This is a genomic window from Clostridium sp. DJ247 (genome assembly GCF_014231265.1).
Genome location: NZ_JABAIW010000085.1, coordinates 1 through 14,200 on the forward strand (window position 1 = coordinate 1; position 14,200 = coordinate 14,200).

Below are 14,200 nucleotides of genomic sequence, written 5' to 3' on the forward strand. Positions count from 1 at the left end.
TACTCTTTTAATGGTTTATCCCCAACTCCACTAAACACATAATCAGTTGAAACCTGAACTAATTTAGCTCCAACTTTCTCACAAGCCACAGCTAAGTTTCTTGGACCTATTGAGTTAACCTTAAATGCAAAATCTTCATTACTTTCGCATCCATCAACATTTGTTGCTGCTGCACAATTAATTACTACATCTGGTTTTAATTCTGTTATTTTATCTTTAACTTGATTTAAATTCGTTATGTTAAGCTCCTCTACATCAAGTGCTATAACTTCTGATTTTTTTATTTTTTCTGAAATTTTACCAATTTCAGCTTTTCCTGACTTTATTATATTTTGGAGTTCATTTCCTAACTGACCTTTTGATCCTGTTATTAATATTTTCATATCATTGCTCCTCATAATTTGATGATTACTTTATTTAAGTCTATATTTTACTTATTAAATATAAAATCTTCATACTCACTTAAATCCAAGTCTTTCAAATTAGGATGAATCTTATCTTTCTCAGATAAAAGTACATTGCCTATTCCATCTAATGGCCATTTTATATTTATATCTGGATCATTCCACATAACTCCACCATCATATTCTGGTGAATAAAAATTTGTACATTTATAATTAAAAACAGCTTCCTCTGATAAAACTAAAAAACCATGTGCAAAACCTTCTGGAATATAGAATTGCTTTTTGTTTTCTTCACTTAAAACAACACTTTCCCACTTACCATAGGTAGGAGAGCCTTTTCTTAAATCAACAGCTACATCAAAAACTTCTCCTTTAGTTACCCTAACAAGTTTTCCTTGGCTATGTTTCTTTTGAAAATGAAGTCCTCTTAAAACTCCTTTGCTAGACTTTGATTCATTATCTTGAACAAAAGTCATGTTAAATGCAGCTTTATCAAACTGCTCCTTGTTATAAGTTTCCATAAAATAACCTCTGTTATCTCCAAAAACCTTTGGTTCTATAATATATACTCCATCAATACTTGTCTTATTAAAAGTAAAGCTTCCCATTTTATCCCTCCCTATTTCGCTGTCAATGCAACTTCTCCTCTTGCCTTTTTTGTTTCCATTTCTTCTACTATACCTACTAAATATTTACCATATCCAGTTTTCATTAATGGCTTTGCAAGTTCAATAACTTCTTGTGGGCTTATCCAACCTTGTCTATAAGCAATTTCTTCAAGACACGCTATATATGTTCCTTGAGTATTTTGAACTGCTTCAACAAAATTAGATGCTTGAAGCATAGATGCATGAGTTCCTGTATCAAGCCAAGCCATACCTCTGCCTAATAGCTGAACCTTTAAAGTTCCTTCTTTCATATAAGCTTTGTTTAAATCAGTTATTTCAAGTTCTCCTCTTTCAGATGGCTTTAATTCTTTAGCTTTTTTAACTACTGAATTATCATAAAAATAAAGACCTGGAACTGCATATTTTGACTTTGGTTTTTCAGGTTTTTCTTCTAAAGAAATAACTTTACCGTTATCATCAAATTCAACTACACCAAAAGCCTTTGGATTTTGTACGTAATACCCAAATACATATGCTCCATTTTCCAATGTTGCTGCTTCCTTTAGATGATTTGAAAAACTTTGTCCATAGAATATATTATCACCTAAAATCATAGCTACATTATCATCACCTATAAATTTCTCTCCAATGATGAAGGCTTCTGCAAGTCCATTAGGATTTTCTTGAACTGCATATTGAATATTCAAGCCTAGCTCTTGTCCATCTTTAAAGAGTTCTTTAAAATTAACTATATCTCTCGGTGTTGAAATAATTAATATCTCTTTAATCCCTGCAAGCATTAAAACTGACATTGGATAATAAATCATCGGTTTATCATATATTGACACCATTTGCTTTGACATCGCTTTTGTCACAGGATAGAGTCTTGTTCCTGAACCCCCTGCTAGTACAATACCTTTCATACTATCACTCCCATATTTATATTATTTTTAGTTCTCCATATTTATTTAGGAACCCATCATGAATTCCTTTAAAAAAATATGAAAGTCTTTCTTTTCTTTTCTTATCAAATAATGTTATAAAAAGAAAATCTTTAATCACTCTCTTTATATAAATTATGTTATATGTCCTACACATATATATTGTATTTCTAGTTATATAGTAAATTGCTGGAGAACTATAATTGTTATAAAATACTTTTCTTCCTAAAAGTTTCTTAGGTATTTTATATCCTTCTTCATGATATAGTATTACATTATTACATTGAACTATATCATATTTAGCTTTTAATAAACGTTGACAAAAATCAAAATCTACATGATATACAAATAACTCTTCATTAAAGTATCCTATTTTATCAAATACATCTAGTTTGATAAGGGATCCTGATTGAATGCAATCCTTAACTTTAATATATTTATGGTTTTCATATCCTTTTTTGGATATGAAATCTTGTTTATGTGTTTCAAATATTCTAGGAGTTAAAATTCCTATATTCTCTTTAGTTTCATATTCCGCTGCGCAACATAGCATATCTTTAACCATATCTTTTCCACATACACTATCATGGTCTAATGTTAAAACCCAATCACATTTATTTTCCTTTGCAAATTCTACGCCTTGATTTAATGCTTTTGCTATTCCACAATTTTCTTCATTAAATATCACATTAACTATAGGATTTTCATTTAGCTCTTTTAATAACTTTATAGTTTGTAGCTTCGATCCGTTATCTACAATTACTAAACTTTCTACTTGATTAATAATTGAATTAGTCACTTCTATTATCTTTTCATCTATGTTATAGGTTATTATTAATGCACAAACTTTATCTTTCATATAAGTTTAATCCTCTTTATATTTAGTTATATATTAAATTAATAATACTGAGTTAATAAATTTTCATATTTATCTATAATATAATTCCATGTATACTCTTGTTGTATTCTGCCTTTAGCTTTAGAGCCTAAAGTTCTTATATTCTCTTCATTTACATTATCTAATTGATCTATAAGATCAGCTAAATTTCTATTTTCCTTATTAAAATATAAAGCGCCATCCATTCCTACTTCTCTATTAAATCCCACATCTAATAATATATTTAAATCAGTTGTAGCTAATGCTTCTAATAAAGAGGGATTAGTCCCACCTACTTCATGTCCATGAAAATATCCATATGCATTTTCTCTAATCTTTTTTAATAATTCTTGATTATAAACTGTTCCAACAAACTTTATTCTTTTATCTTTATGAAAGTTTGTCTTTTTTCTTAATTCCTCATAGAATTTATTTTTCTCTACATTAGTTATTAATATAAAATCCTTTTTAGTTTTTGATTTCATAAATTCAGTTATCATAGTTTCATAGTTATTTTCTGGAACAAATCTACCAACTACTAAAAAATATTCTTTCTTCTTAAGATTTTTTTCTTTATACCATTGAAGTAAAGTACTATCCTCATCTGTTAACTTTGATTTTTCAGCATCAGCTCCATAAGCTATAAAAGTTGTCTTTGGATTGTATTGTTTATAATCTTCTTTTATATATTTCTCTATATTTTTTGAGTCACATATTAATAAGTCTGCATGTTTAACCATGTATTTTTCTGAAACTTTCCAATATTGTCTTATAGCTTTATTCCATTTCGCTCTTTTCCATTCATGACCATCTGGATTAACAATTAAAGTTCCACCTAACTTTTTTAATTTATTTTTATAATATCCCACAAATGGTCCTATTCTACATGCTAAAACATATATTATAGAATTCTTTATATTATTTTCTTTTATATATTTAATACTTTCTTTTAGTGCTGTTATATCATAATAAACTGCTTTTGCAGGTCCAATATTGGGTACTTTTATATTGAAGCATCTAGCACCATTATGTTCAAATTTCTTATAATCACCTGCCAAGCAAGAAACATGATATTTTATTTGTTTACTTTTCTGTCCTTCTGTTAGTTTTTCAACAAACGTTTCAAATCCACCATATTTTGCGGGTATTCCTTTAGAGCCTATAATAAATACATGTTTCATTTTCCAATCCCCTTATGCATTATCCTATCTTATTGCCATAGCTACTTCACTTTTAGCATCTTCTTCTAAATTTAAAATAGCCTTTCTTCCTATAGAATAGTATTCTATTGCTTTTTCTTCTACTTCATTAATTTCATAACAATTTCTTCCATCAAATATAACAGGAGTACTCATTAATTCTTCATATATACTTAAGTGTAAAGATTTAATCTCACTCCATTCTGTAAATATAAATGCTGCATCTGCATCTTTTAAAGTTTCTTCTGGAGTTCTTACATATGTGATTTCAGTTGGAAATAGTTTTTTAAAGTTTTCTTCTCCTACTGGATCATATGCTACGATTTCTGCGCCTTCATCTAATAATCTTCTAACATTTGGTATTGAAGGTGCTTCTCTCAAATCATCTGTTCCTGGTTTAAATGTTAACCCTAAAATTGCCACTTTCATTCCTTTTAAACTTCCAAATCTCTGTTTAGCTTTTCTAAATAATTTATATTTTTGATTTTCATTTACTTCTATTGTTGCTTTTATAGTTTTTAACTCGTATTCATTATCATTAGCTAACCAATGAAGCGCCTTTGTATCTTTTGGAAAACAAGATCCTCCATATCCTATTCCTGCTTTTAAGAACTTGTCTCCTATTCTTGGATCATAAGACATTCCATTTGCCACATCTTCAACATCCGCTCCAACAATTTCACAAAAGTTAGCAATTTCATTCATAAATGATATCTTTAATGCTAAAAAGTCATTAGATGCATATTTTATCATCTCAGCACTTCTTCTATTAGTTACAACTATAGGTTGATTAAATCTTCCATATACTTCTTTCAAAGTATCTCTAGCTCTATCAGATTCAACACCTATTACTATTCTATTAGCACACAAGGTATCTTTAACTGCTGTTCCTTGAGATAAGAATTCTGGATTTGAAGCCACTTCTATTTGAAGATGATTTTTTAAATGTTCCTTTAGAAATTCTTCTACTTTATCATTAGTTCCTATTGGAACTGTTGACTTAACAACAACCAAACAATCTTTTTCTACATTTTCAGCTATTTGCTCTGCAACATTATATACATAATCTAGGTTAGCCGAACCATCTTCTCTTTCTGGAGTACCTACACCTATAAAAATTACATCTGCATCTTTATATGCTGATTTATAGCCAGTTGTAAAATCTAATCTACCTTCTTCATAATTTTTTTTAAGTATTTCATCTAATCCAGGTTCATATATTGGCGATATGCCTTGTTTCATTAGTTCTATCTTTTCTTCGTTTGTATCCACGCAAGTTACACTATGTCCTAAATGTGCTAAACATGCACCTGTAACTAACCCAACATATCCTGTTCCTGCCACTACAATTTTCAACATTAATCACCCCTAATTAATTTATCATGTAACTTAAAATACTATCTTGCTCCTTCATCTCCAAACAACACCTTCACGGTCTTAAAAATAAGAGCTATATCAATCCAAATGTTCCTTTCCCTTACATACTTTACATCTAATTCCATCCATTCTTCAAAATCTATGTTATTTCTGCCCATAACCTGCCAATAACAAGTTAACCCTGGCTTAGCTAAAAGTTTAATTTTCTGACGTTCTGTAAATTTTTCTACTTCCTTTGGCAGATTAGGCCTTGGTCCCACTAATGACATTTCACCCTTTAGTACATTAAATAATTGGGGAAGCTCATCTATGCTTGTTTTTCTTATAAATCTTCCCACTCTAGTTATTCTAGGATCGTTCTTCATTTTAAACATAGGTCCTGACATTTCATTCTTATCTTTAAGCTTGTCTAAAAGTTTTTCGGCATCAGTTACCATGGATCTGAACTTGTACATGTGGAATATTATTCCATCCCGTCCTACTCTCTTTTGTGCAAAGAATACAGGTCCCTTGGAGTCTAACTTTACAGCTATAGCTGTTATCACTATCAAAGGACTTAATACAAGAATTCCAAGCAATGCTCCACAAAAATCCAAAATTCTTTTTGTCATGTAATAGATTGTACTTTTTCTGTAAATTCCTAAGTAGCCAACATAATACTTTAAACTTTTGTCTCTAATCTCTACCAATTTGAACCACTCCTTCCTTTATTATATATATACGAATAATAATTTTACGCTAATGGGGTTGAATAAAAAAATTTAATATTTTTTTTAAAAAGATTTAAAAAAAAATTATAGTTCTTATACGTACTTTCTCTAATACATATAAGAACTATAATAGTAAAATGCGAAATTCAAAGACAAAAAAATTTCTACTCCAAAATACTCTTAAAAGTTATAAAGAAGCCCTAAAGTAAAAGCTCCTTTATCCTACAGACAATTTTCTTTTTTTCTTTCTAATTTTATGGTCGTCATTGCCATAATAATAGCTATAGTAATATCCTTTTTCGTGTGTTTCTAACTTATTAAGCACTGCCCCCAATATTTTAGCATTAACCTTTTGTAAAAGTTCTTTAGCTCTTGCTGCTGCTTCCCTTTCTACTTCTGATGAAGCAATTACTAAAAGGCAGCCATCAGCATAGCTTGAAAGAATTTGAGCATCTGTTACAGCTACTATTGGAGGTGTATCTACTATAATATATTCATAGTTTTGTCTTAAGCCATCTATAAATTGCTTCATTTTTGATGAGGCTAGAAGTTCAGCTGGATTTGGAGGTCTTGTACCAGAAGTTAGGATATCAAGATTCTCAATTTTAGTACTTGTAACTGCTTTTTCAAATTTTACATTACCTACAAGTAAATCTGATATTCCAACTTGATTAGATAATAAAAATATCTTATGCAATGTTGGCTTTCTTTGGTCGCAATCTATAAGTATAGTTTTAGCTCCACTTTCAGCCATAACCACTGCAAGATTTGCAGCAGTAGTAGATTTTCCTTCTCCCGGACCTGAACTTGTTACAACTATTGTTTGAACCTTATTATCAAAAGATGAGAACTGAATATTTGTTCTCAAGGTCCTATATGCCTCTGCAATAGGAGATTTCATTTCTTTTACTGTTATAATATCTTGGTTTTCCATGACGTTCACTCCATTTATCAGTTAATTAAATTTAATTTTCTATTGTTGTCTATTAAAAAAACTAAAAAACTTTTTCTATATTTAAGAGTATATAAATCAAATATACAACATCTCTATTTATTGTTTTACATTTTTTGGTATTATACCTATAACAGGAATACCTAAGTATCTATTTATATCCTCTTCTGTTTTTATAGTACTGTCCATATATTCAAGTATGAATGTAAATCCTAAAGATGCCATAAGTCCAATAAAAAATGCTATAGCTAAGTTTAAAGTCTTTTTAGGTTTAATAGGTTTTTGTGGGATCTGAGCTCCATCCATTACTTGAATATTTCCAGTTGGATATATTCTTTTTGATTCCTGCACAAAAGCATTAGTAACAGCATCCATTATAAGATATGCTTCCTGTGGATTGTTATTTTGTACTTTAAGTTCAAGTATTTGAGTATCAGCTTGTGGTGTCACAGTAACAGTACTTTTAATTTTATCTAATGATATATTTTTTAATCTCGCTGAAGCATTTTCAGCAACAGCTCTAGATTTTGCTATTTCAGCATAAGTTTTTACAAGTTTTTGAAACATCATGATATCATTATAATTATATTGAGATTTATCATTTGGATCAGTATCAGATTTGCCTATAATAATACTTGTTTTTACTTCATATGTAGGTTTAATAACGAAAAAACTTAAAATCCCTGATATAAGCGTACATGCAATAGTTATTATAAGTATTAGTTTTGTTCTCTTCCTAATTATATAAAAAAGATCCTTTAAATCCAGCGTCATTTCCTCACTCATAAGAATGTATATCCTCCTTGTATATTTAAATTTATCCATTTGTTACAAACTATAAAACTTCCTCTCTTATAAGGATCCAGTTAACGATTGTTATGCTATAGATTAATTAAAGGTTATGAAAATTATGAAAGAGCTGATAAGATAAGAGTAAATTGAATAACTAAAGAATTCATTTTATTAACTATTTTATATGATTTAGTTATTTATATTTTATAACTACACTTTTAACATCTTCATCATATCCTACTGTAAAATCAAACTTTCCATCCATGTTACTTTTAGGCTCTAAGCTATCAATACCTTCCTGAGATATACCTGGATCGCCACTATCAAATCCTATAAATGCTGTTGGAATTTCAAAATCTGTCCATCCACTTGATAGATTTTCATTATCTTTGTATCCATTTATTGAAAATGTTAATGGTTTTGCGGTTGATGAATAAATTTTTATTTTTGTTAGGTTATTTTTTGATATTTTATCTACTATATTAATGGTATCTCCATTTTTTTCATAAATATTAAATGAACACTCTGAGTTATCTGCAAAAATAAATTGTATGTCTCCATCAGAATCATTAGATTCTGATGTGGTTGTAGAACTTCCTCCACCTCCAGCAACCACTGGTGACTGCTGTATGTTACTTACATCAATATCATCTTGGATGGTACTTATAATATCTTCTGGTACTGATGCAACTCCACCTAAAGCAATTATATTAGATTTTGTTTTTACATTTTCTTTTATAAATTTTTCTGTTGCAGATGGAATAGTTTTATAAGTTAATATTACTGGTGAAGAAGTTTTTACTGCTAAGGCTGATCCTGATAAAGCATCTGCAAACTCATTTCCAGTTGGTCCATCTGCTTGTACCACATATAAGTTATCAAATTTAAGATCTTGTTTAAAATATTTCATTACATTTAAATTTGTTTCAAATCTATCTTGTCCATAAAGTCTTACTGATGACTTAGATACCTGCTCTGCAATATTATCACTTATAACTCCTTGTCCACCTATTATGTAAGAATCTTTTATATTTGTATTATTTTCTTCTATATAATTTTTTATTACTTCTGGTAACTTATCTTTAGCAGTTAAAAGTATGGGCATACCTTTTTGCGCAGCTATGGAGGCTATCGAAAGTGAATCAGCAAATCCATTTCCTGATGTAACTGTAACTCCACTTATATTTCCAAGTTCTTTTGCAACTATAACTGAAGTCTCATACCTATCATTCCCTCCAAGGCGTTTTATATCACTTACTAAGGTCTTTATTTCATTTTCAGTATTTTGTGAAACTGAAGAATATTTTCCTATTATTAAAACATGTTTAGCATTTAATCTTTTTATTTCTTGTTTCACATTATCATTTATATCGGCACTTTCAGTTAGAAGTATTGGTGCATTATATTTTTTGGCTAATGGTGCTGCACATAGTGCATCAGCATAATCTTCACCACTTGCTATTACTACATAGTCAGAACTCGTCCAACCTTCTTTTGATATTGCTACTGACGTTGCATATCTATCTTGTCCCCACAATCTATTTGAAGCTGCTGAGACTTTTGATGAACTAAAAACTATAAAATTTGTAATTACAAACATGCTAAGCATATATGAAACAAATTTCTTATTTCTTTTTAACATAAATATTTCTCCTTTCCATAAGTTTTATCTAAGCTCTTAAGTTTATCAGTTTTAAAAGCCAACAGAACATTATGCTGTTGGCTTTCATATTTATATGTTAGCACTACATAAATTACTTCTGTGCTTTTGAAGTAATTTTTACTAAATAAGGTGTACTTATATCTTTACCCTTATACTTCAGGTAAACTTTGTAATTACCCTCTAAGTCTTTGTATTGTATGGACGCTAACTCTTGTGCATTTTGTAGATCATTTAATGATAATATGGCCTTTAATAAAGCACTAACTGTTTTATCTTGAGAGTTATCATCATAGATAGTTGTATCATCATCACTTACTTTAATTACCTTAGTTACAGCATATCCATTTGTCTCATCAAATATAGTATTTTGAGCCTTATTTAAGGCATTCTGTAAATTGTATTTATTCACAAATTTATTATAAGCCCCATCTAATGTTTTATTAGGATTAACTAATTTTATAGTTAACTTATGATTTGAAGTAGAAACATCAGCAATTGCATGTAATCCTTGTGGATGGTTTTTTTCAACATACTGTATCCAATTGTTAACTATAGAATCAAATAATCTTAAATTTTTGTCACCATAATTATCATTCTTCAATTCTTGTCCACTTGCTATTGCTGTATAATTCGTCGTTTTTACCTCTGCTGCCTTTGCAGTTACTGTTGCTACTGAGCTTGTTACTAATACTGAAGCTACAGCGCATGTTGATAAAAGCTTTTTTGTTTTTTTGTTCATCTTTTTTTCCTCCAATTAATATTTAATGTACAAGGCACAACGCCCCTTGTCATGGCTATGCTTGTGCACAAATCAACTATACATAGTATATTTGTAAATGTTACTTTACTTTTTCTGTTTTGGGTGCACTTATAGAGTTCATGGTTACAGATGATTTTTTAGTGTTGAAAAAAAATATATTACCATTTAATATATAAATCCGTATATTAATGTTAAATTAATGAGGTAAGATAAAATAATTACAGAATAGCTAATTAAAGTAATACTTGAAAGTATTAGATAATGGAATAAGAGAACTTTGGATTTCAACTTTCACCTTCACTCTATGTACTCCCGTATGAATTCATAATCACCAATCAACACAATTACTGTAGCTATAATATAAATTCGTCCTCTCTCTAGCTTTTTACGATGGATAGGTATATGTTTCTGTACTTCTTTTATTGGCAACCTCTTTGTACTTATTAATTCATTTAGTATATCTGATTTATGTACAATAACTTGTGCAACTTCTTTATAAAGCTTTTTAAGATTTTGTTGTTTTGGAGAAGCTTGTACTAATTGAAAAAATTCAATTTCCCACTTTTTTAATTCATTTTTATATTGCATAATTTCTAGTTTTCTCATTTCATTTTCTTCTTTACCTTGATATTCTTCAATCGCCTTGTTTTCCATCTCACTATATTCTACTTCATTTTCCGCTTCATAAATTCCTTGCAAATATACCATTTCTTTATACTTTTCATTTTTTCTATAATAATCTATACTTCTAAGAGTAATAACCATTTTAGCAAAGTTTAAAAATTTTCCTTTACTTTTATCATATGACTCTACAGCTTCTTTAAAAGCCATCATACCAATAGTAAGTTCATCATCATACCCATACTCCAGAAACCTTCCTGTTTTTTTCTGCATAGTACTTGCTATAAATGGTTTATATGTTTCAATTAATTTATTTAATTCTTTCTGGTTTTTTTTCGCTTTTTCTACCCGTTCTTCAAGAGAATTCCATAAAAACATCATTTCACCCCACTTTAAGACTACTTTATATGTATTCGATTTAAAGTCTTTACAAACCAAGGTATATAATAATATTTTAAATTTATTTAAAATTTATTTTAAATTTATATTATAACAAACTCTTGTATAATAAATTTATTTTAAATTTATATTATAATAAACTCTTGTATAATAAATTAATTTTCACAATAGCAAAAATCCCATAAGTAAATGAATTTCAATGCAAAAAAATATAGCTCAAAATTTTAGCTATATTTAATAAATATTATTTTATTTACAATATTTATAATATTTATAAAGTTAAAATAATAGAAATAGGTTTAAGTCTTCTATTTACTACACATGCCATACGTAATAAATTAAATAAGCACTGGGAGTTAACCAAGTGCTTTACTGTACCACAATTTTATAATTTATAGTAGTATATATAGGTTTATATTTATATTTCATGTATTTTATTGTAAGAAACTCCACATACTATAATTAAGTTGGATATATATACCCTCCACAACTCCAGCCGTGCTAAATCACTTTATGATGCATTGCATAAGCTGGAGTTATTCTCTTTATAACTTTAATAAACTTAGATATAGTAATCCGATCCTCATATATTTTTATACTGCTATACTTTATTGTTGTATTACTAAATTAGTGGATAGTACCCAAGAACTTTAACAACATGCTCTTTGCTAATTTTATCAATTGCATTCTTTAAGTTTTCATCTTTCGCATAATTTCCATCCATATCAATAAAAAAATAGTATTTTCCAAGCCCTTTTTTAGTTGGGCGTGATGTTATAGATGTCAAATTAATGTTTCTTTCAGAAAACTCATTTAATATTTTAGATAGTACTCCTGGTTTATCCATTGCATTCATAATAACTATTGATGTCTTAAATTGGTCGCTAGGACTATAGTTTATTTTATGTTTTGAAATCACAATAAATCTTGTTTGGTTATCTGGGGAATCGGTAACATCCTTAATACTATAGCTAAACTTTTCTCCTATACCCAAAGAATGTTTAGGAACTATAGCCCCTTCACCAAGAGTTCTTCTTTTCACCTCATCAAGTGATTCACCATTACTTTCAGTAGTTATAATTTTTGTATTAATAAATTTATCTAGAAAGCAACTACATTGTCCTTGAGTTTTGAATTGCGCATATATTTTTTTCACATCTGATATATTTGAAACATTAGCTACAAATGAAAATTGAATTGAGATACAAAGCTCATATATGATATGTACGTCTGATGTTGATAATAAATCAAGTGTAGGTTGAACATATCCGTCTAGTGAATTCTCAATGGGTATAATCCCGAAATCACACTTTGTTCCAACAGCATTAAAAGCTTTACCTATACTTGGATAAAAGGTTATTTCTAAACTTTTATCAGTTAAGTCCATATATTTTTTAGCAGCAAGTTCACTAAAAGTGCCACTAGGACCTAATACAGCTAACTTGTTCATTTATTCTCTCCTCCGTGTAGATTCTAAGGATTTAAAAAAGCATTTTAAATTAAATATGCTATACGTTATTTAGAATACTCTCTACATCTATTAATACTTCTTCTACTCTTCTATTTGCATCCACTACATAATCACATGGTATTAATTTAAATGCCTTTCGATCATAGCTTAGTCGATCTAAAATATCTTTATCATACTGTAGTACATTTGTTGCACTTATTAATGGGTTTAAGTTATTTTTTCTCTGATACATCCTTGTTGCCCTAACACTTTCATCAGCTTTTAAATAAATAACTACAATATCTGCATCTTTTACTTTTTCCTTTAACTCTTTCATACCTACTACATCTATTACATATATGCTTACACCTTTATTCCTATACTGTTCCTTAGTAGTCCAGTATTCGTAACCATTAAACACAGTGTATGCTATTAAATCTTCTTTTTTATCAACAAAGCCTTCTAAAGCATAACCCTCAATGTTATGTACGAATATATGCCCTTTTTCTTTTTCATATCTTGGTGGTCTTGTAGTATAAGATTGTATATAATTATATCCACCCTTTTCTAGAAGCTCAGCTATTGTGCTTTTTCCACTTCCACTTTCTCCTACTAAACATATTATTTTATCCATAAATTTCTCCCACTTATAATATATTTACAACTCCGATATTCCTAAAATATCTAGTACAAATACAAATAAAGGTAATCCTATTATTAAGCCCCATATTCCCATATAGTGTTCTGAAAAAATAAGAATAACAAATATAAAGAATATAGGTATTTTAACAGACATAGACATTAGCTGTGGTTTTATTGCGTAAGCTTCTAGTATATGAAGAACAAGAAGTATGATCAGCACATATATAACCTTGGTAATTCCCCCTATTTTAAAGGCTATTATTACTAAAGGTATTAGAGCTATAAATATTCCAGCTACTGGTATAAGACCAAGTATAAATAACATAAATCCCAATCCTAAGACTTCATCAAATCCAATTATATAAAATACTATTGATGCAAGAACAGAATTAATTAGTGAAATTACTGCTTGTACCTCCATTATTTTACCAAAAGAACTTAAAAATTTTATTCCTAGATACTTATAATATTTATAAATATATGCAATTTTACTTTTCTCTATTTTTTCTCCAAAATCTATTATCTTATCTTGTTCTAATAAAAAAAATAAACTTAATACAAAAGACAAGAATATATCTGTACCTAATTTTTCAACCCTCATTATCCATTTTAATATAATAGCTCCACTTTGGCTTAAATGACTACTTACATCGCTTTCTTTAATTAAATTTATTATACTATTATCAATAATACCTTTATAGTTGTTTAAGTTAAAATCTGTTAGCTGATTTTTTATAAAAATCAATTGATTAACAATAATAGGTATATAATTATAGAAAAAATAACTAATGCCTATAAATAATAT

The 14,200-nt window shown here is 28.7% G+C and carries 15 protein-coding genes; all 15 read right to left on the minus strand.

The features are described from left to right. Positions 1–383: sugar nucleotide-binding protein (locus HGI79_RS21090; RefSeq protein WP_185652640.1), on the minus strand; the 383-nt coding region annotated here is incomplete at its 3' end. A gap of 47 nt (positions 384–430) precedes the next feature. After that, positions 431–1,012 (minus strand): dTDP-4-dehydrorhamnose 3,5-epimerase, encoded by a 582-nt coding sequence (gene rfbC / locus HGI79_RS21095; RefSeq protein ID WP_185652641.1) that lies wholly within the window; start codon positions 1,010–1,012, stop codon positions 431–433. An 11-nt stretch (positions 1,013–1,023) separates the two neighbouring features. Next, entirely contained in the window at positions 1,024–1,935 is a 912-nt protein-coding gene (gene rfbA, locus HGI79_RS21100) for a glucose-1-phosphate thymidylyltransferase RfbA (protein ID WP_185652642.1), read from the minus strand. 16 nt (positions 1,936–1,951) lie between these two features. After that, positions 1,952–2,812, minus strand: a complete 861-nt coding sequence (locus tag HGI79_RS21105; RefSeq protein WP_185652643.1) for a glycosyltransferase family 2 protein — start codon at positions 2,810–2,812, stop codon at positions 1,952–1,954. Positions 2,813–2,850: 38 nt separating this feature from the next. Further along, positions 2,851–4,011, minus strand: coding sequence for a beta 1-4 rhamnosyltransferase Cps2T (gene cps2T, locus HGI79_RS21110; protein ID WP_185652644.1), 1,161 nt, complete (start codon positions 4,009–4,011; stop codon positions 2,851–2,853). A gap of 24 nt (positions 4,012–4,035) precedes the next feature. Next, a complete protein-coding gene (locus HGI79_RS21115; protein ID WP_185652652.1) occupies positions 4,036–5,385 on the minus strand; it encodes a UDP-glucose/GDP-mannose dehydrogenase family protein in 1,350 nt (449 codons plus the stop codon). Between the two features lie 41 nt (positions 5,386–5,426). Next, positions 5,427–6,017 (minus strand): sugar transferase, encoded by a 591-nt coding sequence (locus HGI79_RS21120; protein WP_185652653.1) that lies wholly within the window; start codon positions 6,015–6,017, stop codon positions 5,427–5,429. A 316-nt stretch (positions 6,018–6,333) separates the two neighbouring features. Further along, positions 6,334–7,050 (minus strand): CpsD/CapB family tyrosine-protein kinase, encoded by a 717-nt coding sequence (locus HGI79_RS21125; protein WP_185652645.1) that lies wholly within the window; start codon positions 7,048–7,050, stop codon positions 6,334–6,336. 117 nt (positions 7,051–7,167) lie between these two features. Continuing rightward, positions 7,168–7,854, minus strand: a complete 687-nt coding sequence (locus tag HGI79_RS21130; protein WP_185652646.1) for a YveK family protein — start codon at positions 7,852–7,854, stop codon at positions 7,168–7,170. Positions 7,855–8,053: 199 nt separating this feature from the next. Further along, the gene (locus HGI79_RS21135; protein ID WP_185652647.1) at positions 8,054–9,502 is read right to left on the minus strand and encodes a cell wall-binding repeat-containing protein; all 1,449 of its coding nucleotides are present in this window, start codon (positions 9,500–9,502) and stop codon (positions 8,054–8,056) included. A 112-nt stretch (positions 9,503–9,614) separates the two neighbouring features. After that, the gene (locus HGI79_RS21140) at positions 9,615–10,262 is read right to left on the minus strand and encodes a hypothetical protein (protein WP_185652648.1); all 648 of its coding nucleotides are present in this window, start codon (positions 10,260–10,262) and stop codon (positions 9,615–9,617) included. Positions 10,263–10,580: 318 nt separating this feature from the next. Beyond that, positions 10,581–11,285: an RNA polymerase sigma-I factor gene (sigI, locus tag HGI79_RS21145; protein ID WP_278046745.1), complete on the minus strand. Its 705-nt coding sequence runs from the start codon at positions 11,283–11,285 to the stop codon at positions 10,581–10,583. Positions 11,286–11,925: 640 nt separating this feature from the next. Then, entirely contained in the window at positions 11,926–12,753 is an 828-nt protein-coding gene (locus HGI79_RS21150; RefSeq protein ID WP_185652649.1) for a prephenate dehydratase domain-containing protein, read from the minus strand. Positions 12,754–12,811: 58 nt separating this feature from the next. Next, complete coding sequence (locus tag HGI79_RS21155; RefSeq protein ID WP_185652650.1) at positions 12,812–13,387, minus strand: AAA family ATPase; 576 nt, start codon at positions 13,385–13,387, stop codon at positions 12,812–12,814. 24 nt (positions 13,388–13,411) lie between these two features. Then, positions 13,412–14,200 (minus strand): AI-2E family transporter (locus tag HGI79_RS21160; protein WP_207725865.1); only part of this gene is annotated, 789 nt, incomplete at its 5' end.